The sequence below is a fragment of the Thermococcus eurythermalis genome, assembly GCF_000769655.1.
GTDB lineage: Archaea > Methanobacteriota_B > Thermococci > Thermococcales > Thermococcaceae > Thermococcus > Thermococcus eurythermalis.
Genome location: NZ_CP008887.1, coordinates 245,643 through 270,065, shown reverse-complemented (window position 1 = coordinate 270,065; position 24,423 = coordinate 245,643). Strand labels below are relative to the sequence as shown.

At 54.4% G+C, this 24,423-nt stretch carries 29 protein-coding genes and 2 tRNA genes; 12 read left to right on the top strand and 19 right to left on the bottom strand.

The window, feature by feature from the left end:
- The first annotated feature begins 72 nt into the window (after window positions 1-72).
- Window positions 73-324, top strand: coding sequence for a UPF0147 family protein (locus TEU_RS01470; protein ID WP_050002098.1), 252 nt, complete (start codon window positions 73-75; stop codon window positions 322-324).
- An 18-nt stretch (window positions 325-342) separates the two neighbouring features.
- On the opposite strand, the gene TEU_RS01465 is transcribed toward TEU_RS01470, so the two are convergent.
- Window positions 343-900, bottom strand: a complete 558-nt coding sequence (locus tag TEU_RS01465; protein WP_050002097.1) for an aldolase — start codon at window positions 898-900, stop codon at window positions 343-345.
- Window positions 897-1,475 carry a hypothetical protein gene (locus TEU_RS01460; RefSeq protein ID WP_050002096.1) on the bottom strand — a complete coding sequence of 193 codons (579 nt, stop codon included), beginning with the start codon at window positions 1,473-1,475 and terminating at the stop codon, window positions 897-899. Before TEU_RS01460 ends, TEU_RS01465 begins: the two co-directional genes overlap by 4 nt.
- 78 nt (window positions 1,476-1,553) lie before the next feature.
- Between TEU_RS01460 and TEU_RS01455 the strand changes: the two genes are divergently transcribed.
- Window positions 1,554-1,630 (top strand) — tRNA-Tyr (locus TEU_RS01455).
- 171 nt (window positions 1,631-1,801) lie between these two features.
- Here TEU_RS01455 and lrpA read toward each other — a convergent pair.
- Together lrpA and rlmD are read right to left on the bottom strand one after the other, a co-directional pair.
- Window positions 1,802-2,227, bottom strand: coding sequence for an HTH-type transcriptional regulator LrpA (gene lrpA, locus TEU_RS01450; protein WP_050002095.1), 426 nt, complete (start codon window positions 2,225-2,227; stop codon window positions 1,802-1,804).
- Between the two features lie 68 nt (window positions 2,228-2,295).
- Complete coding sequence (rlmD, locus tag TEU_RS01445; protein WP_050002094.1) at window positions 2,296-3,546, bottom strand: 23S rRNA (uracil(1939)-C(5))-methyltransferase RlmD; 1,251 nt, start codon at window positions 3,544-3,546, stop codon at window positions 2,296-2,298.
- A 109-nt stretch (window positions 3,547-3,655) separates the two neighbouring features.
- Here rlmD and TEU_RS01440 point away from each other — a divergent pair, with 109 nt between their 5' ends.
- Entirely contained in the window at window positions 3,656-3,871 is a 216-nt protein-coding gene (locus TEU_RS01440; RefSeq protein ID WP_050002093.1) for a hypothetical protein, read from the top strand.
- Window positions 3,872-3,919: 48 nt separating this feature from the next.
- Entirely contained in the window at window positions 3,920-4,744 is an 825-nt protein-coding gene (locus TEU_RS01435) for a MinD/ParA family ATP-binding protein (RefSeq protein WP_050002092.1), read from the top strand.
- Here TEU_RS01435 and pyrE read toward each other — a convergent pair.
- Window positions 4,706-5,254, bottom strand: coding sequence for an orotate phosphoribosyltransferase (gene pyrE, locus TEU_RS01430; protein WP_050002091.1), 549 nt, complete (start codon window positions 5,252-5,254; stop codon window positions 4,706-4,708). The two genes, TEU_RS01435 and pyrE, sit on opposite strands and share 39 nt — an antisense overlap.
- Window positions 5,255-5,377: 123 nt before the next feature.
- Here pyrE and TEU_RS01425 point away from each other — a divergent pair, with 123 nt between their 5' ends.
- Window positions 5,378-6,199, top strand: a complete 822-nt coding sequence (locus TEU_RS01425) for a PrsW family glutamic-type intramembrane protease (RefSeq protein WP_050002090.1) — start codon at window positions 5,378-5,380, stop codon at window positions 6,197-6,199.
- Here the strand turns inward: TEU_RS01425 and TEU_RS01420 are convergent.
- From TEU_RS01420 to TEU_RS01395, 6 genes are all read right to left on the bottom strand, one after another.
- Complete coding sequence (locus tag TEU_RS01420; RefSeq protein WP_050003905.1) at window positions 6,183-7,862, bottom strand: ATP-dependent DNA ligase; 1,680 nt, start codon at window positions 7,860-7,862, stop codon at window positions 6,183-6,185. The genes TEU_RS01425 and TEU_RS01420 overlap by 17 nt on opposite strands.
- Window positions 7,863-7,910: 48 nt before the next feature.
- Complete coding sequence (locus TEU_RS01415) at window positions 7,911-8,135, bottom strand: hypothetical protein (RefSeq protein ID WP_050002089.1); 225 nt, start codon at window positions 8,133-8,135, stop codon at window positions 7,911-7,913.
- Entirely contained in the window at window positions 8,132-9,046 is a 915-nt protein-coding gene (locus TEU_RS01410; protein ID WP_050002088.1) for a pantoate kinase, read from the bottom strand. Before TEU_RS01410 ends, TEU_RS01415 begins: the two co-directional genes overlap by 4 nt.
- Window positions 9,047-9,109: 63 nt before the next feature.
- On the bottom strand, window positions 9,110-10,768 hold the full coding sequence (locus TEU_RS01405) for a Na+/H+ antiporter NhaC family protein (RefSeq protein WP_050002087.1): 1,659 nt from the start codon (window positions 10,766-10,768) through the stop codon (window positions 9,110-9,112).
- Between the two features lie 310 nt (window positions 10,769-11,078).
- Window positions 11,079-11,666, bottom strand: coding sequence for a type-4 uracil-DNA glycosylase (udg, locus tag TEU_RS01400; RefSeq protein ID WP_050002086.1), 588 nt, complete (start codon window positions 11,664-11,666; stop codon window positions 11,079-11,081).
- A gap of 5 nt (window positions 11,667-11,671) precedes the next feature.
- Complete coding sequence (locus TEU_RS01395) at window positions 11,672-12,022, bottom strand: hypothetical protein (protein WP_050002085.1); 351 nt, start codon at window positions 12,020-12,022, stop codon at window positions 11,672-11,674.
- Between the two features lie 154 nt (window positions 12,023-12,176).
- Between TEU_RS01395 and tes the strand changes: the two genes are divergently transcribed.
- The 3 genes from tes (at window position 12,177) to TEU_RS01380 (ending at window position 16,792) form a co-directional block, all read left to right on the top strand.
- Window positions 12,177-13,952: a tetraether lipid synthase Tes gene (tes, locus tag TEU_RS01390; protein WP_050002084.1), complete on the top strand. Its 1,776-nt coding sequence runs from the start codon at window positions 12,177-12,179 to the stop codon at window positions 13,950-13,952.
- Window positions 13,953-13,962: 10 nt separating this feature from the next.
- A complete protein-coding gene (locus TEU_RS01385) occupies window positions 13,963-14,262 on the top strand; it encodes a DUF3213 domain-containing protein (protein WP_050002083.1) in 300 nt (99 codons plus the stop codon).
- Between the two features lie 220 nt (window positions 14,263-14,482).
- A complete protein-coding gene (locus tag TEU_RS01380; RefSeq protein WP_050002082.1) occupies window positions 14,483-16,792 on the top strand; it encodes a methyl-accepting chemotaxis protein in 2,310 nt (769 codons plus the stop codon).
- 11 nt (window positions 16,793-16,803) lie between these two features.
- On the opposite strand, the gene TEU_RS01375 is transcribed toward TEU_RS01380, so the two are convergent.
- Entirely contained in the window at window positions 16,804-18,270 is a 1,467-nt protein-coding gene (locus tag TEU_RS01375) for a DUF2139 domain-containing protein (protein ID WP_050002081.1), read from the bottom strand.
- Between the two features lie 84 nt (window positions 18,271-18,354).
- Between TEU_RS01375 and TEU_RS01370 the strand changes: the two genes are divergently transcribed.
- Both TEU_RS01370 and TEU_RS01365 read left to right on the top strand, forming a co-directional pair.
- Complete coding sequence (locus TEU_RS01370; RefSeq protein ID WP_050002080.1) at window positions 18,355-18,702, top strand: CidA/LrgA family protein; 348 nt, start codon at window positions 18,355-18,357, stop codon at window positions 18,700-18,702.
- The gene (locus TEU_RS01365; RefSeq protein WP_050002079.1) at window positions 18,699-19,370 is read left to right on the top strand and encodes a CidB/LrgB family autolysis modulator; all 672 of its coding nucleotides are present in this window, start codon (window positions 18,699-18,701) and stop codon (window positions 19,368-19,370) included. Before TEU_RS01370 ends, TEU_RS01365 begins: the two co-directional genes overlap by 4 nt.
- Here the strand turns inward: TEU_RS01365 and TEU_RS01360 are convergent.
- The 3 genes from TEU_RS01360 to TEU_RS01350 form a co-directional block, all read right to left on the bottom strand.
- Window positions 19,338-19,778, bottom strand: coding sequence for a Tfx family DNA-binding protein (locus tag TEU_RS01360; protein WP_050002078.1), 441 nt, complete (start codon window positions 19,776-19,778; stop codon window positions 19,338-19,340). The genes TEU_RS01365 and TEU_RS01360 overlap by 33 nt on opposite strands.
- Before the next feature lie 112 nt (window positions 19,779-19,890).
- On the bottom strand, window positions 19,891-20,418 hold the full coding sequence (cobO, locus tag TEU_RS01355) for a cob(I)yrinic acid a,c-diamide adenosyltransferase (RefSeq protein ID WP_050002077.1): 528 nt from the start codon (window positions 20,416-20,418) through the stop codon (window positions 19,891-19,893).
- A gap of 338 nt (window positions 20,419-20,756) precedes the next feature.
- A tRNA-His gene (locus tag TEU_RS01350) sits at window positions 20,757-20,833 on the bottom strand.
- 142 nt (window positions 20,834-20,975) lie between these two features.
- On the opposite strand from TEU_RS01350, the gene taw3 reads away from it, so the two are divergent.
- Entirely contained in the window at window positions 20,976-21,605 is a 630-nt protein-coding gene (gene taw3 / locus TEU_RS01345; protein ID WP_050002076.1) for a tRNA(Phe) 7-((3-amino-3-carboxypropyl)-4-demethylwyosine(37)-N(4))-methyltransferase Taw3, read from the top strand.
- A 94-nt stretch (window positions 21,606-21,699) separates the two neighbouring features.
- Here the strand turns inward: taw3 and TEU_RS01340 are convergent, their stop codons facing one another.
- From TEU_RS01340 to TEU_RS11820, 4 genes are read right to left on the bottom strand one after another with little or no spacing between them, the layout of a single operon-like run.
- Window positions 21,700-22,068, bottom strand: coding sequence for a type II toxin-antitoxin system VapC family toxin (locus TEU_RS01340; protein ID WP_050002075.1), 369 nt, complete (start codon window positions 22,066-22,068; stop codon window positions 21,700-21,702).
- A complete protein-coding gene (locus tag TEU_RS01335) occupies window positions 22,061-22,255 on the bottom strand; it encodes a hypothetical protein (RefSeq protein ID WP_050002074.1) in 195 nt (64 codons plus the stop codon). The genes TEU_RS01340 and TEU_RS01335 overlap by 8 nt, the downstream gene beginning before the upstream one ends.
- A complete protein-coding gene (locus tag TEU_RS11775; RefSeq protein WP_169741385.1) occupies window positions 22,252-22,419 on the bottom strand; it encodes a hypothetical protein in 168 nt (55 codons plus the stop codon). Before TEU_RS11775 ends, TEU_RS01335 begins: the two co-directional genes overlap by 4 nt.
- A 26-nt stretch (window positions 22,420-22,445) precedes the next feature.
- Complete coding sequence (locus TEU_RS11820; RefSeq protein ID WP_227738739.1) at window positions 22,446-22,586, bottom strand: hypothetical protein; 141 nt, start codon at window positions 22,584-22,586, stop codon at window positions 22,446-22,448.
- Between the two features lie 165 nt (window positions 22,587-22,751).
- Between TEU_RS11820 and TEU_RS01325 the strand changes: the two genes are divergently transcribed.
- Window positions 22,752-24,419 carry an ABC transporter ATP-binding protein gene (locus tag TEU_RS01325; RefSeq protein ID WP_050002073.1) on the top strand — a complete coding sequence of 556 codons (1,668 nt, stop codon included), beginning with the start codon at window positions 22,752-22,754 and terminating at the stop codon, window positions 24,417-24,419.
- Window positions 24,420-24,423: the final 4 nt, after the last annotated feature.

The window sequence follows — 24,423 nt, the reverse complement described above, 5'->3', positions numbered from 1 at the left end:
TTAAGAATGCTTAAGATAAGCCGGGAAGGTTTTAGTAACAATTTTTTAGGATAACACGGAGGGGGTGAGAAAATGAGCGACCTGATTCAGCAGATTGTGCAGGTTCTCAAGGAGCAGGTTGTTCAGGACACCGTTGTTCCGAGGAACATTAGGAGGGCGGCCGAGCAGGCCATAGAGGTCCTCCTCGACGAGAGCAAGGAGCCGGCCGTCAGGGCCGCCGATGCCATAGCCATTCTCGAGGAGATTAGCGAGGACCCGAACATGCCCATGCACACGAGGACCATCATCTGGGAGGTTCTCGGTGCCCTCGAGCAGGTCAAGTGAGCCTTTGATTTTTCCCGCTCATTTCCTGCTTAAGTACCAGAGCTTTGCGCTCTCTTCTACGAGCTCTGCCTTGTAGAACGCTTCTCTAAGACTTCTGCCGACCGTCACAATCCCGTGCTTTGCCATCAGAACCGCGTCCGTTTTTTTCAATGCCTCCGCCGTTACTTCCGCCAGCTCTTCCGTGCCTGCCGGGCGGAACGGCGCAATCGGAATCCTCTTCAGGTATATCTCGGCCTCGGGCGTTATTATCGGCAGCTCTCCTTCGAGCAGGGTAGAGGCCACTATCGAGTAGGGCGGGTGCAAGTGGGCTACTGCCCTTACGTCCGGCCTTGCTCTGTAAACCGCGAGGTGGAGCCTGTATTCGGAGGAAGGCCTGACCCCCGACACCTGCCTTCCGGACAGGTCAATAACCGCGACCTGCTCTTCGGTCATCTCGTCCATAACCGCCCCAGTTGCCTTGATGAACACCAGATTCCCCGAGCGGACGCTCAGGTTCCCGCCGAAAGCGGCCGTTAGGCCCCTCTCGTGGGCCTTTCTTGAGTACAGGACAAGCTGGCGCTTGGCGGTTCTGCTCATTCGTTACCACCCCTCACCTTAACGCCGTAGCCGCAGTCGAGACACAGTCCCCTCTTCCCACGCCACGAAAGCTCTCCCCCGCAGAGGGGGCAGGTGTTGAGGTCTCCCTCCTCTTTCCAGCGCTCGAACGTTTCCTCGTCTATAACGAGGTAGAAGCCGTCCTTGTCTTCCTCGAAGTCGCCCAGGACTGGGACGCTCTCAAGCTCCCCTGTTTCGAGGTTCACTATCACGGGCTCTATGCCTATGTTGCCCTCGTACTCCAGGTCGTTGGCCGGGAGGATTTCAAGTATCAGGGAGTTGAGCTTTTTGTCGTGGTACGCGATGACCTCAAGGGCGTCGCTAACCTCGCCGCTGGCCGGGAGCACGTCAACGACTATGTTCTCCCTCGGGAATATCAGCGCCACGACGTCCCTGCTCCTGAGCAGGGCCAGGCCCTTCCCCGAGTACAGCTCCTCAAGACCGAGCTCTTTAAGGGATTCCTTGACTTCTTCTCCGCTGGGAAGGCGTTTTTCGCTGACTATGACGTCCATCATCCTCTTCGCGAGCGGAACCGCGACCGCTATTGGCTCCTGCATGTTCTCCACCATCGGTGTTTGGAGGGAAAAATTTATAAACCTGCCCCGAAGATTATGGTTCGGGCCAGGCAGTAGGGTCCCGCGGTACCTAGCCTGGGAGTGGCGGCGGACTGTAGATCCGCAGGTCCCCGGTTCAAATCCGGGCCGCGGGACCACCAGAATTCTAAACGCTTCTTGTGGTTCACTGCAAATCCAGAGAGGATTTTAGCCATCGTTTTGATGCGTGCTCATAATATCGAGAAGAGGTGCTGTCTTCCGTGAAAATTCAGGAGTTTTAAATAGCCTACGCAGATTCCTCGGAAATTTAAGAAAAGAGAAAAGAGGCATCACTTCATTCTTTCGAGGATAATCGCGGGGCAGACCTTGACGACGCCGTCAATTTTGCCAATCTTGTTGGAGATTATCTCGGAAAGGTCTTCTCCGTCCTTTGCCCAGATTTCTGCCATTATCATGTGGTCTCCGCTCGTGAGGTAGACGTGCCTCACGAAGTCAAACTCCTTGAGCTTGCTGGCGACTTCGAATATCTTCTCCGGCTTGGTATCTACCCCCGTGATGCTCACGAGGTTGTAGCCGAGCTTGGCGGGGTCCACGACTATCGTGTACTGCCTTATCACACCGGCCTCCTCAAGTGCCTTGACGCGCTTTCTCACCGCCGTCTCGCTGATGCCGAGAACCTTCGCTATCTCCGTGAAGGGTGTCCTCGCGTCCTTGGTGAGCATCTCCAGTATAATTCTATCCCTCTCGTCGAGCATATCTCACCACCTTAGTTCTAATTACGCACACCTTCTTATTAAAGTATCGGCCTTATTTGGTTTAGTCATCAAACTTTTCTTAGCTCTGTAACGGCCTCAATGTGCGGGGTGTGTGGGAACATATCGAGGCCAATAGCACTCTCAACGCGGTACCTTTCTTTTAGGGTCAAGAGGTTCTCTGAAAGCGTCTTCGGGTTGCAGGAGACGTAGATTACCCTCTCCGGCCCGTCTTTTAAGATTTTCCGAACCAATTTCGGGTGGAGGCCTGCCCTGGGCGGGTCGACTATCACCGTGTCGTATTTTGAGAGGTCTTCGACGTCCCGGTCGCTCCCGACGTGGAACTCTGCATTTACACCGTTCAGCTCCGCGTTTTTGTTGGCCATCTCGACTGCGAAGGGGTTAATCTCAATTCCCTCGACGCTGAAGCCCCTCTTCGCGAGGTAAACTCCGAACGTGCCGACACCGGAATACAGGTCTAAAATTTTCTCCCCGTCGGCGAGCTCGGCGACCTTCCTCACGAGGTTTACCGCCTGGTAGCTGTTGGTCTGGAAAAACGAATTCGGGTGGATGAGGTAGGTCACGTCGTCCAGCCTCTCGCGTATGAACGGCTCCCCCCAGAACCGCTCGACGTCGCCGTAGGAGACGTCGCTCTCGCTCCTGTTGACGCTCCAGTAGAGCGATGTGGCGAAGGGGAAGTACTCGGGGAAGGACTCCGGAAGGGTTCCCTCCTTCGTCACGAGGTTTACCATGACCTCCCCGCTGAACTTACCCTCGCGGATAACGATGTAGCGCAGAAAGCCCTTGTTCCTGCGTATATCGTAGAGCGAAGGCTTTTCGTCTTCGATGAACTCCCTAAGCGCCCTCAGGACTTTTCCGCTCGTCTTGCCGAAGACCGGGCACTCCTCTATGTCAACCGCATCCCACCACGTCCCGTAGCGCCTGAATCCGATTCCCGTGGTCGAAATAACGACGTCAATCCTGTTTCTGTGGCCGTATATCTTTGGAGACGGTATCACCTCGACGTCGATGCCGAGGTACTTTGAGAGCTTGGAGGCCTTGAAGCGGAGCTGTTCCTCGTAAGGCAGGTGCTGGAGCAGACAGCCGCCGCATACCCCGAAGTAAGGGCATTTGGGTTCAACTCTAATATCTGACGGGCTGATTACCTCGAAATCAGTGGCTATAAGCTTCCTCTTCTTTCTCCGCCACTTCCTGACCTTGACGGTGTCTCCTGGGGCCGTGTAGGGCACAAGGACTTCTCGCTTCCCCTCTCGCAGCACTCCCAGGCCGTCATCGCTGAGCCTCTCTATTACTCCCTTCATGGCCGGCGATGCTCACGACCTCTTATAAACCTGCCCTTTGACTATCTGTCAAAGGTGTTCACGGAAGGTTTATCTAGTCTAACGTCGTATTACTATCGGTGCCGAGTTCATGTTCGGGCGCCGTAAGGATATAGTCTATAAGGTTTTGGCAACCAAGAAGAGGGCCGTTGCCCTCCAGAGCCTCAGTGCCGAGCTTGAAACTCCAACCCCTGCCCTGCTCAAGACCGTTAAGGAGCTTGAGTCCGAAGGGCTCGTTGAAGTCTTCTACGGCCGCGAAAAGGCGGCCATCATGGTGAAGGCCAAGACGCTTGAGGACTACATCTAACCCTCTAATCATTTTCTTTAAGTCAACAAAAGGTGGAGATAATGCTTTATGGTAGCGATAGTGGTTACTGGAAGGGGCGGGGCCGGGAAGACGACGATGACGGCCAACCTTTCGAGTTACTTCTCAAGCATGGGCCTGAAGACCCTCGCGGTTGATGGAGACCTTTACCTGCCAAAACTGGCCTTTCACTTTGGGATATACAACCCTGTGACGAACATCCACACGCTTTTAAAAGAAGATTCGAGCCTCGACGAGTCAATTTACCGCGACGTGAGGACTGGAGTGGACATTCTCCCGGGAAGTTCGAAGCTTTACGACGTCCTCGACATTGACCAGGGCAGGCTCAGGCAGGTAGTCCTCGATGTCCGGTCGAGGTACGACGTTACGGTAATAGACTCCCCCGTGGGAATCCCCTTCGACACGATTTCGACGTTCAGGCTGGCACAGTACCAGCTGATAGTCGTCGAGGTTGAGAGGGGGCCAATCCACTCTTTTCAGAGGATGGTCGAGAACGAGGTCGAAAAGCTCAAAGCCCTCGGTGAGGCCTACGGCCTTAATGTCTGTGTCCTGCTGAACAAAGTCCGCGAGGCGGAGCCCGTCATAGATGACGTCGTTGAGTTCCTTGAGGGGAGCTTTAACGTCCCCGTCGTGGGGGTGGTCTCTTACGACCCCACTGTGCCGGCGAGCCAGAACGAGGGAGTTCCCGTTTTGGCGTTTGCACCCCACGCAAAGGCTTCAAAGGACATAAAAACCGCGGGAATGCTCCTCAGCGAGCGGATGTTTGGGAAGCGGGAAAAGAAAGGCCTCTGGGAAAAGATAAAGGAAGCTTTTCTGTCAGTCCTCCACGGAACCCCTTCTGGCAAAAAGCTCTGAGACCGTAACGAGGGGAACAAAGCGGTAGTCAGCGAGGTTCTCGCGGGCGCCTTCCTCCCTGTCCACGACCACGAGGATAGCCGCTACTTCTGCCCCCTCCTTTTCCAGCACCTCAGCCGAGCGGAGGACGCTTCCTCCAGTCGTCGTCACGTCCTCTACGAGGAGGACTCTGTCCCCTGGTTTCACCTCGCCCTCAATCTGGCTCCCCGTGCCGTGGCCCTTCGGCTTCTTCCTGACGATTACGAGGGGCTTTCCGGTTTCGAGGGAAAGCGCCGTTGCTATCGGGACGGCTCCGAGCTCGGGGCCGGCAACGCGGTCGAACTCAATCCCCAGCTCCTCGGTTTTTTCTTTCATGAGCTCCGCGATGAGCTTCAGGGCTTTGGGGTTCGTGATGAGCTTCTTGACGTTGATGTAGTAGTCGCTCTCCTTCCCAGAGGTGAGGACGAAGCGGCCAAACAGTATCGCCCCCTCGCTGAAGAACATCTCGATGAGTTCGTCCTTGCTCCCCATGGGAACCACCGTTGGTCTTTGGCAAATTTGCTTAAAAACCTGCTGGGTTTGTGTGGGAAATTAACATGATGGGCTCAACCAAAAGCTTTAAGTTACCACAACCAAAAGTTAAGCGGTGGTCACATGATAGGGGAACTCCTGATTGTGGTCTACGTTCTCATCGCCATCGGCGTTGGAATAATGGTGTTCTTCAAGACCGTTTCATGGCTTTCTGAGACAGACAGGACTGTCTTCCCGGTGCCGTTCTACTCGGTTCTGGGGTGGGGAATTGTGGCGTTCTTCACTGCCATGGTTCTTGAGTCGCTCGTCCTGCGCTTCTCCCGTGAAATCTCAACTGCAATGCTTGCTCTGGCCATTGTCGTCGGCCCCATCGAGGAAGGTGCCAAGCTTCTCCCCTTTGTGGTCAAACAGGACGAAAACGCAATGACCCGGTGGCACCTCACCGTGAGGACGGCGCTGTTCTTTGGAATCATCGAGGCGCTCATGTACTTTGTGCTCCTGATTTCGATGGGGAACTTTTTCGGCGCCATCCTCAGGGGCGTGGTCGTGATGTTCCACGTCGCCTGGACTGCGATAGCGCTTGAAGGGGCCCTCAGAGGCTCCCTGTGGGACGGCTACCTTAAGGCGGCACTGCTCCACTGCCTCTACGACGCGCCCATAATGCTCATCTACCCCCTCGGGGGTCTCGCGGGTCTCATCGTCCCGGTGAGCATAGCCGCACTTATCTACATCAACGGGGCCGTTGATGATGCCTTTGGGTTCGCGGTGAGCTATGCCAGGAAGCTCGTGGAGCGGAAGAGGGAGATGTACGCGGCTTTTGAGGAGAGGTATGAGGTGCTCAGATATGGGGATGAAGAAATGCCTGGGGTTGAAGAACCTGAAAAAGAGAATCAGAAAGAGGAAAACGAGGACGAAGACCCGGAGGGCTTTACTTCTTTGCCTTGAACTTCTCCTGGAGCTCGTAGAGCTGGGCGACCCTCTCTATCGTGTCTGCCTCCTCCGGGCTTTTATCTTCCCTCAACGCCACGTAGCGCGGGAACCTTAACGCGAAACCGCTCCTGTACTTCGGGCTCTTCTGTATCTCCTGGTAGGTGACCTCGATGACGACCTTGGGCTCAATCTCGACGAACTTCCCTTCCTCCCTGATAATCAGGGGCTTGAGCATCTTGGTGAACTCGACTAAATCTTCATCGGTGAAGCCGCTTCCAACCTTGCCCACCGGGACGAACTCACCGCTCTCCGGGTCGTAGGCCGCAACGAGGAAGGAACCGAGCAGGTGCGCGCGCCTTCCCTCGCCCCACTCCGCCCCGATAATGACGAGGTCGAGGTTCTCCATCGTGGGCTTAATCTTGAGCCACTTCTTTCCGCGGTTTCCGGGCTCGTAGACGGAGTCTAGCCTCTTGGCCATCAGGCCCTCGTGACCGAGCTCTAGTGCCCTCTTGTAGAACTCCTCTGCCTCCTCCACTTTCTTGGTCACGAGCTGTTCAGCAATCTTTATCTTCTCCCTCTCTTCAACGCTCTCCTCGAGCTTCTTCCTCCTCTCGGCGAACTTCGTGTCTATGAGGCTCTCGCCGTCAACGTAGAGGATGTCGAAGAGGTTGAGCTCGAGCGGAATCTTCTCAATCATCTCCTCGATGTTGTACTTTCTCCTGAACCTCCTCAGGACGTACTGGAAGGGCCTTGGGCGACCGTTCTCGCCGACGGCAACCAGCTCGCCCTCTACTATGACCTTAGAAGGCTTCAGCGAGGCCTTTACCGCCTCGACTATCTCTGGAATCGAGCGGGTGACGTTCTCAAGTCTCCTCGAGTAGATTATCACCCTGTCGCCGTCGCGGTGGACCTGAACGCGTGCGCCGTCATACTTAATCTCGAAGGCCGCCTCACCGCCCATCTCTATCAGCGCTTCCTTGACGTTGGCGGCGTTCTGGGCAAGCATCGGCCTTATCGGCTTCCCAATCTGTATGCTGACCTTCGAGAGCCCCTCGTTCCCCTCGAGCTTGGCAACCTTCGCCACGTAGCCGAAGTCGCTCGTGAGCATGTAGGCCCTCTCCACAAGCTCGGGCTTCACCCGGAAGGCCTCTGCTATGGCATCGCGCAGGATTCCCTCGGCAACTCCAGTTCTCATCGTCCCGAGGACGGTTCTGGCTATGTACTTGCCCTCCTCCGGCCCGGCGTCCATGAAGAGGTTCGCCAGGTACTTCATCTTCCTGTCCTGGCTTCCCTCTCCGCTCGCCTCTGCAACCTTGACGAAGGTGCTGTAGACGCGCTTTATCGTGAGGGGCTGGCTGAAGAAGCTCTTCTGTCTCTTTTTCTTCAAAGCCAGGGCAACGCTCTCACCCAAATCGCCAGTGTCCCTAACAGAGTCCTCGATTTCCTTTTCGGGGACACCCGTGGCCATGGAGACGGCCTTTATCAGGAGCTTCTCGCCGACCCCAAGCTCCCTCTCGTCCCAGTCCGGGAAGACCTTTCCCAGTATAAGGTACGGGACTACCTCAAGAAGCTCGTCCGGCGTCTTCTTCAGGAAGTCTGCAACGAACTTGGTCTTGAGGGTCTTGAGCGTCGTCTTTTCGAGCCTCCTGTAGAGCTCCGCCAACTCGGAGTACTTCATATCGCTCACTCCCACCACCGGAAGAAATACGGCGAAGGGGATAAAAACTCAGCGCCTTGTCCAGGAAAACCTTGCCTTCTCGAAGGCCACTGTGGCTACGAACCCTACTGCAAACGCTATGCTGGGGTTGAGTTTGCCCTCAAAAAGCACCATAGTGGCGAGCCCGCCTGCGACTCCCGAAAGCGCAAGTCCTGGCTTGTGGGCACCTTTCATGTTGGCGTAGGTGGCAAGTATTATGAATGCAACCGCCAGGACAAACAGTGTGGTGTTCATTTTGACCCCCCTTCAAACCACCTTTCGACCCTCGGCTTCCCTTCGTATATCTCCACGATGTCATATGGCACTTCGAGGTCTGCAAGAATCGCCTTAATGCTCTCAACCTCTTCTCCCCTTACGAGCGCGAAGAGACCTTTTCCGAGCATTATCATCGAGCTGGGAGTGGAAATGACTTTGTCCAGCTCCCTCGCCAGCTCAAGGACTTCACCGTTCAGGAGGCCGGTTTTTTCGGCGAAGTCCCTCGCAAGGGCCATCATGCGCTCGGGTGTCGGCTCCGCCAGGAGCTTCTCAAGGGCTTTTGAGCCTTCTGCCTCTATTGCCTTGACGACGTCCCCGTCGAGAACTTCCCTCGTCGAGAGCTTCCCTAGAGGCACGACCAGAACCTTGTAGTCCCCAAAGAACAGGTTGTCAACGACGCCTATCCCTGGCCCGCCCGCTTTAACCCTGACCTCAATTCCGCCTGCGAGCTGGGCTATGACGTCCCCGAGCCCGCCCCTGTGCCTTACCTCGGCTTCGTGTGCAGTTTGAGCCGCCCTGAGCCACGTCCCCCCGAACCTGTAGCTCAGTGCCAGGGCAGTCCCCAGGGCACCGCCGGCGCTGTTGCCGAAGCCGTAGCCGTTGGGGAAGTCGAAGTACTGCCAGATTTCGACCTCGCCTATGAACCCCTCCGGGACGAGCCGTTCTGCGACGGAGTAGCTTATGACGGCCTCCTCCCTCTTTACTGGTTCACCGTTGAAGGCAACGTGTATGTGCCTCTCCAGCGTTCCAGTTTCTATGCTCGCAAAGATGTTTGTGCCCTTATCTAGGTTGATTCCAGCACCGAGTGAGCCCGCTCTGAGGGGGTCATCGTTAAAGCGCGGGACGAAGAACGCCGTGATATGGGCCGGAACGAAGGCTCTGACGAGCATTGCGTCACCTCCAGAAGGAATTGAACTGGGCTTTTTAAAAGGTTTAGAAGAAAAAGAGAGAAATCACTCCTCAACTACATAGATTGGCACCTTACCGTGAGGTATGCCGTACTTCTTGCCGTACCACTCGCTGAGGACGTACCAGGCACCGATGAGAAGCACTATTCCGATGGGGAGAAGGATCGCCCAGCTTCTCACTCCGAGGCCGAAGAGGACGTAGAGCACGGCGCCTATTGCCGCAACCGTGACGGCGTAGGGCACCTGGGTTGTTACGTGGTCTATGTGGTCGGAGCCGCTGAACATGGAGCTCATTATGGTGGTGTCGCTTATCGGGGAGCAGTGGTCGCCGAATATCGAGCCCGTAAACGTCGCCCCTATTGTGGCGAAGACTATCTCGTTGACGTGGCCCCCGGTGAAGGCAAGGCTCAGCTCGACACCGAGCGGAACCATGATTGAGAACGTCCCCCAGCTGGTTCCCGTGGTGAAGGCGACGAACATAGCCGCGAGGAACATTATGAGGGGCATCCACGGCCCTAGGTTCGCCCCGGAGCCTGTGGCGAGGCTGATGATGTAGTCGCCGGTTCCAACGGTTTCAGCGGCAGTGCCGAGGCTCCATGCGAGGACGAGGACTGTGTTTGCGAATATCATCTGCTTCATTCCCCTTATTATGGTGTCCTCCCACTCCTCTATCGTCATCTTCTTCCTGCCGAGGAGCATTACGCTGGCGACGACGACCATGGCAAATGAACCCCAGAGGAGGGCCGTCGCCGCATCGGCCTCGCGGAAGGAGTCAACGAAGCCGTAGTTGAGGAAGTTTACGCCGAAGGGGTCGTCCAGCTCGGTCCACCACCCCAAATCCTGGCTGTATGCTTCAAGGTTCGCCGCGCCGGTGTACCAGAGGCCCACCATTGATACGCCAACGAGGACTAGGATTGGGATTACAAAGTCCCAGAGGTTTCCGTTCCTCTTTGGCGCTCCGAGGTCAGTCTCCGTGCTCATGAGCGGCTTCGCACCGTCGCGAAGCACCTTTCCGGTGGTTCTGGCGCGGTATTCGGCCTTGAGCATGGGGCCGTAGTGCCTGTGGGTGTAAGCCACAATGAAGACGAGCAGTATTGCAAGTATTGAATAGAACCTGTACGGGACGCTTGAGAGCCAGGCGTCGTAGGTGCCATAATCGACCTTTGCGCTCGTGAAACCCCTTCCTATCATGGCAAGTTCGTATCCTATCCAGGTGGATATCAGCGCCAGCCCGGCGACCGGTGCGGCTGTGGAGTCGTCTATATAGGCCAGCATCTCCCTTGAGACCCTCGTCCTGTCCGTTATGGGCCTCATGGTGTTCCCGACGACTATCGTGTTGGTGTAATCATCGAAGAACACCAGGACGCCAAGGAGCCACCCGAGAAGCGAGGCCCCTCTGCTGCTCTTGACCCTCTTTGCGAGGGAAGCCGCAAGGGCGTGAACAGCACCGGACTTGTACACAAGACCAACACCCGCACCTATCAGGAAGTCAAAAATGAGTATCCTTGCGTTCCAGTCGTCTGTAACGCTACCAACAACCCACTCCAGCGTCTGGGTTGTTCCCATTATCGGGTTACCCCCTGCGACCATTACTCCACCAATCCAGACTCCAGCAAACAGCGCCAGGATAACCCTCTTCGTCCATATCGCCAGAACAATCGCAACCAGTGGTGGAAGCAGAGCCAGCACACCAAAGTCCGACATGAATTCACCTCCAGCGGGTTTTGAACCCATAAATATCGGCGATTTATAAATCTTGTCGCAACATCTTTGGCAGATAGTTAAATCTTCGAAAATATTGCTGGACTACTATGGCAGTTGGGGGTATTATACTGCATAGTTTAGCATGTATCAATGCTGTCGTGCATTACTGGGTACCTTCAAGTACTATATTGCTCTTTTATGTCATAAAAACCTTTCCCGGAAAAATTCTGCAAGGGGCAAGGAAAATCTCGACAAAAACCGCACTGGGGCTTGTTCACTCAGAATAGTAATCTTAAAGGTGAAAAAAGGTTCATAACGCGGAGCTCAGGAGCTCCTTCAGCTTCTGAAAGTCCTTTCTGAGCTCCTCCTTTATTGGTGGCCTGTACAGGGCCGCGGCCGGGTGGTACATCGGCATTATGACTATCCTCCCGAAGAGCGTCCGTGCCTCGAAAGTCTTTCCATGGATTTTGCTTATCGGCTCCGCCTTGAAGCCGAACTTCTCAAGGATGTACTTCATCGAGTGCCTGCCGAGAGGGACTATCACCTTCGGCCTTATTATGTCAATCTGCCTGTCTAGGTAGGGGGCGCAGGCCTTTATCTCCTCCTCGGTCGGGTCGCGGTTTTCGGGTGGCCTGCACTTGACGATGTTGGTTATGTAAACCTCGTCCCTGCTCAGGCCTATCTCCGCCAGTAGCTCGTCGAGAACCTTTCCAGCCCTGCCGACGAAGGGAAGCCCCTTCTGGTCCTCCCAGTAGCCCGGCGCTTCGCCTACGAACATCACCTTGGCGTCGTAGCTTCCAGCCCCAGGCACCGCGTTCGTCCTGAGCTTGCCGAGGGGGCACTTCCGGCAGTTCCTGATTTTCTCCTCAAGCTTCTTCATGAGCTCTTCCTTCCCCATCGGCATCACGCGAGTGTCTTCTGGTTCAGGTAGGCTTTCAGAAACTCGCTCCAGGCCGTGTAAAAGCCCCTCTCGTAGTCGTCGCGGAAGTCCTGGCCGGCGAGCTTTGAGTAGTTCCCAAGCAACTCCTCTGCCCTCTTCCTGTCGTTGCCAGAAATCAGCTGGACAATCAGTGAATCGGTGTCGTTGTCCTTGAGAGCGTTCATTATGCCCTCGACGGCCCTTGAGTAGCCCCTGCCCCACTCATCGCTGCCTGCTATCTTGATGAGCTTTTCCAAGTGGCCCTTTGCCCTGCTGAAGTCCCTTTTAAGGAGGGCCCTGACGAACATCTCCATCCTCATCTCGCGAGCCGGCATTTTATCACCCGTGTGGCATCGTCGGAAGTGCTTTTAACCTTAGTGACTTTACCGATTTGGGGCATACCTATGAAGGAAAACCTTCATATTTACGCAAAAGCTTTTATACTCCGCGATTGAAAGAATGGCAGATGTGAGCTAGAGGTGAAGCCCCATGGCTGAGAACATTGGTGAAATTCCCAGCGGCGAGAAAGAGTTCGCTGAATCCACCAAGAGAATTAGAGATATCGTCGATTTTCCTGAAATAAGCGAGGAAGAGTTTAAAGAGATGCTTAAAACCGCCAGCAGGGGTTACGGGGGGGAGTTGCCCCACAGGACGTACTCCCTCTGTCCTGAAACAAGACGGGTTGTCCCCGCCGTGGTATGGGAGAAGGACGGCAAGGTCTGGATAACCAAACGTTGCCCTGAGGGCATGATAACTGACCTCTATTACGAGGATGTTGAAACCTACAACCGCTTTAAGAGGTGGCTCTGGACGGAGAAAGAGATTTTCAGTGCAAACGTTGAAAACACCGGTGTTAACTGCCCCCTTGACTGCGGGCTGTGCGCTAGACACCGCTCCCACACGAACCTTCTGAACATCGTCCTTACCAACAGGTGCAACCTCTCGTGCTGGTACTGCTTCTTCTACGCCAAGGAGGGCCAGCCGATTTACGAGCCGACGCTTGAGCAGATACGCATGATGCTCCGCAACGCCAAGAAGGAGCACCCCATAGGAGCGAACGCCGTCCAGTTCACCGGCGGTGAACCGACCCTTCGCGACGACCTGATTGAAATCATCAAAATCGCCAAGGAGGAAGGCTACGACCACGTCCAGCTCAACACCGACGGAATAAAGCTCGCCTTTGACCCAGAGCTGGTTAAAAAGATCAGGCGGGCCGGAACGAACACCCTCTACCTGAGCTACGACGGAATGACACCCCAGACCAACTGGAAGAACCACTGGGAGATTCCGCTCATCTTTGAGAACGTGAGGAAGGCCGGCGGGCCGGGAATAGTCCTCGTGCCAACCACGATAAGGAACGTCAACGACCACGAGCTCGGAGCCATAATCAACTTCGGCCTCAACCACCTCGACATCGTTCGCGGTGTAAACTTCCAGCCCATCTCGCAGGTCGGTAGAGTTCCGAAGAAGGAGCGCCAGAGGTTCAGGATAACGATTCCGGGAGCAATAAAGCGCATAGAGGAGCAGACCAATGGTGTCATCACAAAGGAGGACTGGTACCCAATCCCGATAGCCGGCCACATCGCGAGGTTCTTTGAGGCCTTTACCGGCTCACGCTACTACATGACCAGCCACTTCGCCTGTGGAGCTGCCACATACGTCTTCCTCGACCGCGAGAACAAGCGCGTCGTCCCGATTCCGCGCTTCATAGACGTTGAGGGCTTCGTCGAGTACCTTGAGACCAAGGCGGAGGAAATAGAGCAGTGGAAGAAGCTCGGCAGGCTCCAGAAGCTCAAGCTTGGAGCGGAGATATTCCTCAAGTTCAAGAGCTTCTACGACGAGAAGTACGCACCGAAGGGACTGGACGTTCTCGGTCTCATAAAGAACGCCTTCGTTCACGGCACCTACGATGCCCTCGGCAAGTTCCACGAGAACGCGCTCTTCATAGGAATGATGCACTTCATGGACGAGTACAACTACGACGTTGAGAGGGTTGAGCGCTGTGTCATACACTACGCGATGCCTGACGGAAGGATAGTGCCGTTCTGTACGTTCAACGTGATTCCGGAGCTCTACAGGGACAAGGTTCAGGCGCAGTTCAGCTACACCTGGGACGAATGGAAGAAGCTCCACCCAGACTGGGACTACAAGAAGGACAAGTACTTCAGGAGCAAGGAGTTCGTCGAGAAGATGAAGAAGAGCGAGCTCTACAGGAAGACCTACATTGACATAGAAGACTACTTCGGAGTGAACACCAAGAACTGAGGTGGTGAAAATGAGCGTCAGCCCGGAGAAGAAGCTCACGAAGATTACCCTAAAATTTGAAAACGTTGACTGGGAAAAGGCCACCGCAAAGCAGTACGAGCTCCTCACAGACGTCCGGGTCTGGAGGGCCTTCATCAACGGCTATTCCAAGAAGGGCATCGTAGTCTTTGACGAAGAAAAAATGCCCAAGAAAGAACTCATTGAGAAGCTAGAAGACCTCAAGCCAGAAATCGTCAAAGAAGAACAAATAACTGTGGAGGAACTCCTGGAGTCCAGCTACTCCTGGAACAACGTCCTTTCGAATGCTTGAAGTTTTTTCTTTGGTACCTTTTTATCTTATACTCATCACGGCTCATTCGCTTCTCTGTTGAGTGCTCAGAATCTTTAAAACCCTTATCCGCCAAAAAGGAGTAACCACCTACACATTACCCTACACAAAATCGCTTTAAGTTCTGAGATGGTATAATCAAGATAGCCGGATCCCTTTAGGGTAGTCTGGCCATTGTTGCCAGCCACGCGAGGTGGTTCCCATGCAGTTCAAGAAAAAGATTGTTCTTACCATGGCCGTGGTTCTGCTCGTTACGATATTGATGGGCTCTACCATAGTGTTGTACTCCTCCCTCCATATGAGGGACAACGTACGGGCCTCCCTCGACACAGAGCTGAACCACCACCTTCCGGAGCTTGTATCGGAGCACATCAAAGACCCAATAACGGAGGAAGCGGGAACGATAGCGATAGGTTCGGCGGAGCTTGGTGCAAAGCTGTTTGATGACTACTTTGACAAGATGCGAATGATGGGGAAGGTTGCAATAGAGGCGGTTCATGTTGCTTACACAAACTACAACCCGGATGATTCCGCGTTCAGGCAGTTTCTGCTCAACAGGTTCAAGGCGGTGAAAGACCTCGACTCGAACGTTGCTTACGTGTACTTTGGAAGCACCGACGGTAACATGTACATGTGGCCCGACGAGCCTTTGCCGGAAGGCTATGACCCCCGTGTGAGGCCGTGGTACCAGGAGGCCGTAGCAAAGAACGGCCCGGTATGGACCGAGCCCTACAAAGATGCGTCCACAGGCAAGTGGGTCGTTACCTATTCTGAGCCCGTTTACATCAACGGCAAGCTCGTAGGTGTTATAGGAGTTGACGTCTTCGTGTCCAACCTAATCAAGCAGGCCAATGAGATAAAGATTGGCCGGAGCGGCTACATAGCGATAATAAACAAGGACGGCACCATCATTGTGCACCCTGATGAGAGCCTGGTTCAAACATTAAACATACACGACGATCCCAACCTCAAATCTCTCACAGATGAACTCGACAAAAACAAGGACAGTGGTTGGGTCGTTTACTCCTTCCAGGGAGTCGAGAAGGTCGCCGGCTACAAGAGGATGAGAACCACCGGATGGATAGTTCTGGCTACAGTGCCGCTCCACGAGCTCACCGACCCGCTGACCAATGCCATATCCGCCGCCGTTAACGAGAGCACGGATGAGATAACCAAGTCCATTAACAAGGTTGTTGACGACAGTATCAGGACAACCATGACGGGGGCGCTCTTAGCGGCATTGGTGGGCCTCGTAATGCTAGTCATCGGGTATAGAAACCTCCAAGGAACACTTGAGCCGCTTGAGGCTCTTAGGGATGTTGCTCATGCCCTCGCTGAAGGTAGACTCAGCGAAGTGCGTAAGAGGCTTCAGCAGATTCACTACATTGAGGATGATGAGATTGGAGCCCTCATAAAGGCCTTTGAGGCGGTTGGTAAAGACCTCGTTGGAACCCTTGATACAATCGCCACAAAGCTCGAACGCCTCGCTGAGGGCGACTTGAGCAACGGCCTCACCATGGAAGCCAAGGGCGAACTCAAAGAAATCCTCGAAGACCTGAAGAACACCACTCACAAACTCAAAGAACTCATTGGACAGGTCGTCAGCATCACCGACACTCTCGAAGAGCGCGCCAACGTTCTTGCAAGAATTGCCTCAGACGTTACGGAGGCAATCAACCAGGTTAATGAGGCCGTCCAGCAGGTCAGCGTTGAAGCCCAGCGCCAGCAGGAGCACATTAACGAGATTACCGAGGGAATGCGCTTCGTGGCAGAGACGAGCGCTGAGAGCGTCAGGGCAATGGACGAGTTTGAAGGTGCTGTAAATGAAGTCGTCAACATCGCCAATGAGGGCAGGGAGAAAAGCGAAGTCTCAGCCAAACAAATTGAAAGCATTCAGGAGATGATGGGCAGGATTGAGAACGCCGTCAGCAAGGTTGCTGAGATGAGCAGGAGTATTGAGGAGATTACGAATGTGATTACCAACATTGCCGAGCAGACGAATCTGCTTGCTTTGAATGCGGCTATTGAGGCTGCTCGTGCTGGTGAGGCTGGCAGGGGTTTTGCAGTGGTTGCCCAGGAGATTAGGAAGCTTGCCGAGGAGAGCAAGCAGGCCGCAGACAACATCAAGAGTATCATTGACCAGATAACCAGTGAGATTCATGATGCTGTTGAGAGTACCCAGAAGGGCGTTTCGGTGGTGAGTGAAAGTGCGGACACGTTGAAGGAGACTATAACTTACTTGGCGAATATTGCTGATTTGTTGCAGGATGCTAGTGGTAGGATGGGTGAGGTGAAGGAGCAGATTGTTAGGACTCAGGAGGAGGTTGAGAAGGCTCTTAGGGCTTTGGAGAACTTGGCTGCCAGTGCTGAGGAGACTACTGCCAGTGCTGAGGAGGTTAGTTCGGCTGTTGAAGAGCAGACTGCCGCTACTGAGGAACTCCAGAGGGCTGCAGACGACCTCAAAAACATCGTCAAACAACTCAGAGAAATCATCAGCAAATTCAAACTGTGAAAAAGAAAAGCTCAGCGGAGCTCTATTCTTGCTTTTCCTCTTACATCTTCTTTTTCCAGCTCGAAGCCCACGATTCCGCTGAAAGAGCTTAGGTCAATGACGTTTCTGCCCGCTTTCACGTCAAAGGTCTCCGAGACGGCTTCTCCGGCCGGCAACGAGAGGTCGTACTCGTGGACAGTCAGCCTGTTGTCCCTGCTGAGGTGGAGAACCATTCTCGGCTCGCGGTAGCCGTCGAGCGGAATTCCTCCGAAGGTTCCCGCACCCATCTTCTTTGCTATGGCAGGAAGCGAGAGCGGGACGGAGAAGCTCACCGCAGGGGGCCTCTCTTGGATAACCTTCTCGTCCAGAACAACTATATCCCTGCTGCCGGTGTCGAAGGGTGTCGCCTCCGTCGCACCTGTGTTCGGCGTCGTGTTCGTGGCGACAAGGAGCTTTCCATCAACTTTCTCGATGCTCGTGACCCTAGCCCCGAAGGCGCCCACTATCTTCACCATCGGCGGGGCGACGTAGATGAGGACGCTCGGCCCGGATATCGTGTTGGTTGTGGCCCAGTGAACGCCGGCGTCCTCTGAGCTTGGGCGGTATGAGGCGTCGTGGTGGGCGTTGTATGCCGTGAGGATCCCCCCACCGACGTTTATTGCGTTCACCCTGAACGGGACGTAGAAGGTGTAGAACTCGAAGAGGCGGAAGAACCTGAAGTCTTCACCCATGAACGGGTTGCCCGCCAGTATGCCCCCACGGACGAAGGCAAAGGCCCTGTTGTATGCGGATGCCATAGCACCGAGCTCCGGCCTTATGTAGGGCCTTCCGTCCACGCTCCCGCCCGGCTTGAAGATTTCCCACTTTCCGCTTATCAAGTCGAGGGCCTTTATCTCCCTTAAGCCGCCTGTGAAGTTGTTCCCAACGCCGAAAAACGCCGTGTCGTGGACTCTTGTCCCCTTCGGCACTGGCCCGTTGATAAGGGCTTTGGCCTCCCCTGTTCTTCTGTCGAGGGCGTAGACGCCGAGGTTCGCGTGGCCGTCCTCCCTCGCGAGGAGTAGCCTGTCGTTGGCAGGGTCGTAGATGATGTCGCTAACTTCTCCGGCCCAGTCTGTCTCGTGGTGGATTGAGTCCTTCCAGAGGAGCTTTACGGTTCCTTCCTCTGTGTCGTAGGCGTGGACGTGGGAGTACTTGTTGTGGAAGAGTATCCTTCCCTCCTCGCGGTAGATGGCCGGTGCGTGAACCCAGCCGCCGAAGTATATGAACTCGTCAACGGTCTCAACAGCGTTGTATGTGTCACCGCCGCTCGTCGGGGCGTCGCCGAGGAGCGTGAAGTCGTATACCTTTTCCTCGCCGCTCTCCAAGTCTATGAAGTGTGCCTCAGCCTCGAAAGCCAGCGTAAAGTAGAGCGTCCCGTTGTGGTACCTCAGCCCGAAGATTCCACCGCTGCCCCACTCCGGGCCGTATCTTCCAGGGAACCGGTAGTTCTTCAGGAGCATTGTATCACCCAGGGTGAGTATAACATTGTCCTTTATTGCCCTTTCGGGGGTGGGTTTTTATACTCCGGGGCCCTATAAGTGACTATGAGGCCGTACAGGGGACTGGTGATAATATTCGGCTTCTACGCGCTGGGCGAGTTCACGAGCTTGGCTCTCGACCTGCCCGTCCCGGGTAGCGTGCTCGGAATGCTCTTCCTCCTCGCGGCGCTCCTTTCGGGGGCAGTTAGGCTTGAGTGGGTGGAGGGCGAGGCAGAACTCCTCGTGAGGAACATGAGCGTTATGTTCATTCCCCCGGGGGTTGGGATAGTCGCATATACGGCCCTCATAAAGAGCCAGGCCGTGCCAATCGTGGGGGCGCTCGTCATCAGCTTCCTCGTGACCCTCTTGGTGACTGCAAAGACCGTTGAAATCCTCAGGAGGGGAAGAAAATGAACCCTTATGGGATAACCCTGACCCTCGTTGTGTTCTACCTGTTCTCGGAGCTCCACGCAAGGAGGAAGGCCTTCTACACGAACCCTGTTCTCCTTTCGATAGCCACTATAGCGGGACTCCTCACCCTCGGCGGCTTCTCTTACGAATCCTACATGGAGAGCGCGGCCTTTCTCAAGTTCCTCCTCGGGCCCGCGGTGGTTAGTTTGGCCGTCCCGGTCTACAAGGGCAGAGACACGATAAAGGCATATGCAAGAGAGATAGCGCTTGGGATAGCCGTCGGCGGAACAGCTGCAATCCTGAGCGCGTTCTATATTGCCGAACTCCTGGGAGGGGGCAGAGAAGTCGTTCTGAGCATTGCCCCGAAGAGCGTTACCACCGCCATAGCCATCGGCGTGAGCGAGGAGATAGGGGGCATTCCGGCACTAACCGCAGTCCTCGTGATTCTCACGGGGCTTCTCGGCAACGCCTTCGCGCCAGAGCTGCTGAACCTCTTTGGGGTGAGGGACAGAATAGCGAGGGGCCTTGCGACGGGTGTATCTTCGCACGGCCTCGGAACGGCGAGGATAATAACCGAGGACGAGCTGGCGGGAGCAGTTAGCGGGCTGGCGATGGCCCTGAACGGCGTCTTTACTGCTTTAGTCCTTCCTTACCTCATCGAAGTCCTCTAAGATGCACTCGCTTATCCTGAGCCTGTCTTTGGCGTCGAGAAAGAGCGTGAAGTCCCGCTTAGCTATCCTGTCGTGTATCGGTGCGTGCTCCACGAGAAAAGCAATTATCTCAGCCGTGCTGTAGGGGACTTTAACGCCGAGCTCGTCGGCCTTCCTGAAGAGCTTTTCCGGAACCGTGAATATGTCATCTCCAGCCCTCACTTCGACGCTCACCTTGGAGTTTATCTGCTCCCATATGAGGAGGGTGTTTCTCGCCTTCTCAATCTTTTCGAGGGCCCGTCTCTCCAGTATGCTGATGTTGGCCCTGCTTGTGCCCAGAAGCTCCGCAATCTCGCTCTGCTTGAGGCCCTTTGCCCTGAGCCTGAGGATTTTAATCTGCTGCTCTGTCAGAAAGCTCCTGCCCCCCACTTTAAACACCCTAGTTTAACACAACTAGCGGGATTAAAAATTTTTAGGTAAGGCCTGGCCCAAGCTTGGCGTGTCTTCGGTCTGCTTTTTGGGGTTTGCTGACAACAAAGGGCTAGTATTCCACACCCTTCCTTGCAATGACTCCCCTCTGGTATGGGTGCTTTACCTCCCTCATCTCCGTGACGTAGTCCGCCAGCTCGAACAGCTCCTCCGGACAGTACCTGCCCGTGAGGACGAGCTCGGTGTTGGGTGCCTTGTTCTTAATGAGCTCTTTGACGTCTTCAACATCGAGCATCTTGAAGCCGAGGGCAACGCAGATTTCATCGAGGATTACCAGGTCCCACTCGCCGCTTGAGACGACTTCCTTTGCCCTTTCCAGGGCTCTTTTGGCCGCTTCGATGTCGTCTGGCTCGGGCTTCCCGTGCACAAACTTCGGCAGACCGAAGGACTCTATGACAGCGCCGCACTCCGCTATCTTTTTCTGCTCGCCGTACACTCCTCCGGCTTTCATGAACTGAATGATTATCACCCTTCCGCCGGAGCCAAGCATCCTGATAGCCAGGCCAAAAGCGGCCGTCGTCTTCCCCTTCCCGTTCCCTGTGTAGATATGGACAAGGCCAAGTTTTTCCTTCCACGTCATGAAACTCACCCTGTGGATATAATTGCCAGGAGTTTTAAAGATGTTGGGTGTTTGAGAATACATGAAGCTTTTGGAAAAAGCTTCACCAAAAGATGTTCCTTTCCTGCTGAACTGGCAGAGAATAAAGCGTGCGCTCTGAAATTTGCCTGCGATGAGTGTTTGGCTTTAAAATAGACTGTTGAGCGGGTTTCGCTTTTTATTCTGGCGTTCGTTGAACGCCTTGTGGGAAGTGAAACACTGTAAAAGTGGCAATTGAAGTGTAAACCACTTAGAGGACAAGCGTTTTTAGAATTGCACGCCATCTTTCCGCCAGCGCTTTGCGAAGCAAAGGGCTGTTATGGGGCCGGGGCCGGGATTTGAACCCGGGCTAGGGGATCCACAGTCCCCTGTGCTGACCAGGCTACACCACCCCGGCCACGTCCAGCTTAAGCTTTCGGGTTAGATTTATAAAGTTTTCGTCAGATGCCGGGAGCGGAGGTCGTAGGTTCTGCTTTAATCCGAAAGTAAGGCATAGATGTCATAAAACTGCTGTTGAAAACCGCACGGGGGGTTAACGAATGAAAGCGAAGCGTGAGGCCCTAGTTAGCCTGTTCACAGCAATGAGAGAGGGAAAAGTTGATGAGGATATAATAGACCTTCTCCTTCTAATCAACTCAATCAGGGGAGTTTACACCACAAGCTCGTGCTCCGGGAGGATAGGCATCATAGAGGAGCCTGCCCTCGGTGCTAAGCCCCTCAGCAGGTGGCTGATAAAGGAGCACCACCCAATCGAGTTCGAAGAGGCCAAGGCCGCGCTGAAGAACGCTGAGAAAGGCCTCATCTTCCTGAAGAGCCAGCCCCCGATATTCCATGTCATTGCTGAAGACCTTGAGCGGGCCAAAAAGCTCCACGAGCTCGGCCTCGCCTCTGGTTTTAAGTACACTACGTTCAAGGTCATCTCAAAGCGCTACCTCGTCGAGATAAACGCCACAGAGTATCTCACGGCACCGCTCGGCAGGGATGGAAAAGTCCTCGTCAGCGACGACTACCTGCGTTTCGCCCTCGAAATAGGCAACTCGATGTTGCGGAGGAGCAAGGGCAGGCTTCCGAGGCTGATGGAGAATTTTAAGAGGCTTCGCGAGGAGCTCGGTGAGGACGAGCTTTTCTACGAGCTGGCGGAGGAGTTTGGGATAGAGTCTGCAGTTTAAAACTTTTAGAGTCTTGACACTTCTCTTGAGGCTGAGTCTCTCTTTTAAAACACTATCTCAAGCGCCTCGCGGTCGAGGTAAACACCCAAGGCCATCACCTCTTCCGGGGTTTGTACAATTTCACCCCAAAGTCCCTCATTCTCTCAAAATGGTCAATGTTTGTGGTCCACACGGTATAACCTTTAACTATCGCGGTGGCGCCGATGAGTATATCAGCGTCATCGATTAGCTCTCCTTTCCTCTTTAGGTACCTGTATATTTTCGAGGCCGTTAGGATTATCAAGTTGTCCAGAGGTTCGACCTTGAACAGCTTTTCCAATCTCTTCAGAACTGCTACTCTCTTTCTTTCACTTGGAATTCCCCTAACGAACTCAAAGAGAGTAACTATCGAGATTGCCGAGCCTGCGTATTCTTCAAGCTTTTTAGCCTTGTAGAGGTCAATCAGAACGCTCGTATCAATCAATATCCCCGAAGTCCCTGAACGAGACCCTCTTCTTCGAGACTTCCTTTTTGATTTCATCGAGCTCCTCCTCCGATAGAAGTTCATACAACTCGCTCGCCGTCTTCTTAATCTCAAGCGCACGCTTTAACTCCCTCGCAAGAACCCGCTCCGGAATCGAGCCACCATACACCTTGACCCTGACCTTCACTCCTCAAGCACCTCCACCCTAACCCTCACCTTTTCCAGCTCCTCCTCGCTCGCACCCTTCTCGCGAAGGTACCTGAGGACGATTTCCCTCACTATCTTCCGAATCTCGCTAACACTCATTCCCTTGGGGACCTCAACCACAATCTCGCTCTTGGTCGCTCCCATAAAGCTCCCTCGCTTCTTGTTCTCACCTAAGTATAAAACCCTAACGCCAGCCAGATTAGGAGTGCCAAGCCGATAACGTAGCCGACCAAGAACTCCACCACGTCCCCAACCGTCGCCACCGGTGCCTCTTTTTCTCTGACCTCATAGACTGGGTAGATGAGAACCACCACAAGGCCATAAACGAGGGGGAAGGCCGAAGCGAAGCCGGCGTCTCTTGTTTGACGGTGAGCCTTTATGTCGATAACCCGGTAAATTTTTATATACAAACAACGCCAGTTAAATACAGAAAATTGTACTACAAAAATCTGTACTCAATGTGTGGAGGTGCCCTCATGAACGAAAACGTCCGCAGGGTTCTCCAGATTGGGCTTGCGCACAGGCGTTACACTGTTCTTCTGATAGTCCTCGGAGCGCTCTCGACCCTCCTCTCGGCGATGGTGCCCTTCTACCTAAGGAACCTGTTGGCAAACCTTGAAAATCTGAGCACGCGGGAGATTCTCGGCTATATCGGGATAATCGTCCTTCTCTACACGGCTTCGACAATCGTTTACCTCTACGGCGGTTTCGTGAGTAACTTTGCCGAGACCAAGGCCGCGGCGTGGCTCAAGAGGAAGCTCTTCATCTCGACGCTACTCTCCGAAAACCTCGACACGGGGGACGCTCTCTCGCGCATCCAGTCCGACACTGAAATAGTGGGCAGAATGGGCATGTCCCTGATTCCGGCAATAATCATTGAGGCCTTCTCGCTCATCGTTTCAGTCATCGTTGTCTTCAGGTTGAACTTCTACCTCGGTGTCATAACTCTCCTGACACTCCCCATATACGGCTTCTCACTCAGGGCCTTCGTTCACGGACTCAAAACAGCTTCGGCCGAGGAGAGAAAGCGCTACTCAGAGACGGTTGAATACTTCAAGGAGGGCCTTGACGGCCGGCTTGATGCGAAGTCCCTCAACGCCTTTGAGTACCTCGTGGACAGGGTTTCAAAGAAGCTCGACGAGTGGGTCGAGGCATCGAAGAGGGTAGCTTTCTACAGTAGCGCCAACTACGGCCTCCAATCATACCTCTCGACGATCCTTCCGCTCCTCGTCCTCCTATCCGGCGTTGTTCTCGTCAAGAAAGACATGGCAACACTCCCTTCGGTGGTGGCAGTCTTTTCTTACCTCGGGAGGGTTTACTATCCCGTTGAGCGCTTTGCCTTCCTATGGAGCAGTTATCACCGCGCCGTTCCAATCATCGAGAGGATATGGGACGTCATTGAAAGGGAAACGCCGAGGCTTGAAAGACCCTCCTGCTCTCCACACTCCTATGGTGTAGCTCTGAAGAGTGTTTCCCTGTCCTACGGCGATTCAACCGTCCTCGACGGGATAAGCGGTGAAATTCCTGAAGGTGGAAAGCTCGGAATAGTTGGGGCCTCCGGTGTCGGAAAGACTACGCTCGCTTTGATTATCGCGGGAATCCTAAAACCAACAGGGGGTGAAGTAAGCGTTGGAGAATGTCCGCCGTCTGCACTCCTCGGTGATTACCTGATATACGTACCGTCTCACCCATATCTCTTCACAGGCACCCTGCGCGAGAACCTAACCCTCGGCAGGGAAATCCCGGACGAAAGGCTTAGGAACCTCTTGGATATGGTGGAGCTCAGTGATTTTGACCTTGACCATGTGATTGAAGAGGGCGGCAAAAACCTCTCACTGGGGCAGAGGCAGAGGATTGGCCTCGCGAGGGCTCTGGCAAGGAATCCAAGGATTCTAATCCTCGATGAGGCGACATCTGGAATGGACTCCGAAAGGGAAGCGAGGATATTGAAGCGGTTGATGGAGGCCGACATGACACTAATCATTATCTCCCACAGGCTCTCGACGGTCAGAGGGATGGGGGAGATTTGGGTTCTCGATAGGGGCCACGTAGTGTGCAGGGGCCGGCATGACGAGCTGTTGGAGAATTGCCAACGCTACCGTGAGCTGTTCAGGGAGCAAGAAAAAGGGAAGGGGAACCCATAAGGTT

What these genes read in the sequence shown, in the direction of transcription:
- TEU_RS01365 (WP_050002079.1), top strand. Translation starts at nt 18,699, where the DNA reads ATGAACCCTTATGGGATAACCCTGACCCTCGTTGTGTTCTACCTGTTC.
- taw3 (WP_050002076.1), top strand. Translation starts at nt 20,976, where the DNA reads ATGAAAGCGAAGCGTGAGGCCCTAGTTAGCCTGTTCACAGCAATGAGA.
- TEU_RS11775 (WP_169741385.1), bottom strand. Translation starts at nt 22,419, where the DNA reads ATGGGAGCGACCAAGAGCGAGATTGTGGTTGAGGTCCCCAAGGGAATG.
- udg (WP_050002086.1), bottom strand. Translation starts at nt 11,666, where the DNA reads ATGGGGAAGGAAGAGCTCATGAAGAAGCTTGAGGAGAAAATCAGGAAC.
- TEU_RS01410 (WP_050002088.1), bottom strand. Translation starts at nt 9,046, where the DNA reads ATGCTCGTCAGAGCCTTCGTTCCGGCCCATATCACGGCGTTCTTCGTC.
- TEU_RS01395 (WP_050002085.1), bottom strand. Translation starts at nt 12,022, where the DNA reads ATGCCGGCTCGCGAGATGAGGATGGAGATGTTCGTCAGGGCCCTCCTT.
- TEU_RS01380 (WP_050002082.1), top strand. Translation starts at nt 14,483, where the DNA reads ATGCAGTTCAAGAAAAAGATTGTTCTTACCATGGCCGTGGTTCTGCTC.
- lrpA (WP_050002095.1), bottom strand. Translation starts at nt 2,227, where the DNA reads ATGCTCGACGAGAGGGATAGAATTATACTGGAGATGCTCACCAAGGAC.
- TEU_RS01465 (WP_050002097.1), bottom strand. Translation starts at nt 900, where the DNA reads ATGAGCAGAACCGCCAAGCGCCAGCTTGTCCTGTACTCAAGAAAGGCC.
- TEU_RS01435 (WP_050002092.1), top strand. Translation starts at nt 3,920, where the DNA reads ATGGTAGCGATAGTGGTTACTGGAAGGGGCGGGGCCGGGAAGACGACG.
- TEU_RS01370 (WP_050002080.1), top strand. Translation starts at nt 18,355, where the DNA reads ATGAGGCCGTACAGGGGACTGGTGATAATATTCGGCTTCTACGCGCTG.
- TEU_RS01405 (WP_050002087.1), bottom strand. Translation starts at nt 10,768, where the DNA reads ATGTCGGACTTTGGTGTGCTGGCTCTGCTTCCACCACTGGTTGCGATT.
- TEU_RS01460 (WP_050002096.1), bottom strand. Translation starts at nt 1,475, where the DNA reads ATGCAGGAGCCAATAGCGGTCGCGGTTCCGCTCGCGAAGAGGATGATG.
- TEU_RS01325 (WP_050002073.1), top strand. Translation starts at nt 22,752, where the DNA reads ATGAACGAAAACGTCCGCAGGGTTCTCCAGATTGGGCTTGCGCACAGG.
- TEU_RS01470 (WP_050002098.1), top strand. Translation starts at nt 73, where the DNA reads ATGAGCGACCTGATTCAGCAGATTGTGCAGGTTCTCAAGGAGCAGGTT.
- cobO (WP_050002077.1), bottom strand. Translation starts at nt 20,418, where the DNA reads ATGACGTGGAAGGAAAAACTTGGCCTTGTCCATATCTACACAGGGAAC.
- tes (WP_050002084.1), top strand. Translation starts at nt 12,177, where the DNA reads ATGGCTGAGAACATTGGTGAAATTCCCAGCGGCGAGAAAGAGTTCGCT.
- TEU_RS01385 (WP_050002083.1), top strand. Translation starts at nt 13,963, where the DNA reads ATGAGCGTCAGCCCGGAGAAGAAGCTCACGAAGATTACCCTAAAATTT.
- pyrE (WP_050002091.1), bottom strand. Translation starts at nt 5,254, where the DNA reads ATGGGGAGCAAGGACGAACTCATCGAGATGTTCTTCAGCGAGGGGGCG.
- TEU_RS01425 (WP_050002090.1), top strand. Translation starts at nt 5,378, where the DNA reads ATGATAGGGGAACTCCTGATTGTGGTCTACGTTCTCATCGCCATCGGC.
- TEU_RS01375 (WP_050002081.1), bottom strand. Translation starts at nt 18,270, where the DNA reads ATGCTCCTGAAGAACTACCGGTTCCCTGGAAGATACGGCCCGGAGTGG.
- rlmD (WP_050002094.1), bottom strand. Translation starts at nt 3,546, where the DNA reads ATGAAGGGAGTAATAGAGAGGCTCAGCGATGACGGCCTGGGAGTGCTG.
- TEU_RS01415 (WP_050002089.1), bottom strand. Translation starts at nt 8,135, where the DNA reads ATGAACACCACACTGTTTGTCCTGGCGGTTGCATTCATAATACTTGCC.
- TEU_RS01420 (WP_050003905.1), bottom strand. Translation starts at nt 7,862, where the DNA reads ATGAAGTACTCCGAGTTGGCGGAGCTCTACAGGAGGCTCGAAAAGACG.
- TEU_RS01440 (WP_050002093.1), top strand. Translation starts at nt 3,656, where the DNA reads ATGTTCGGGCGCCGTAAGGATATAGTCTATAAGGTTTTGGCAACCAAG.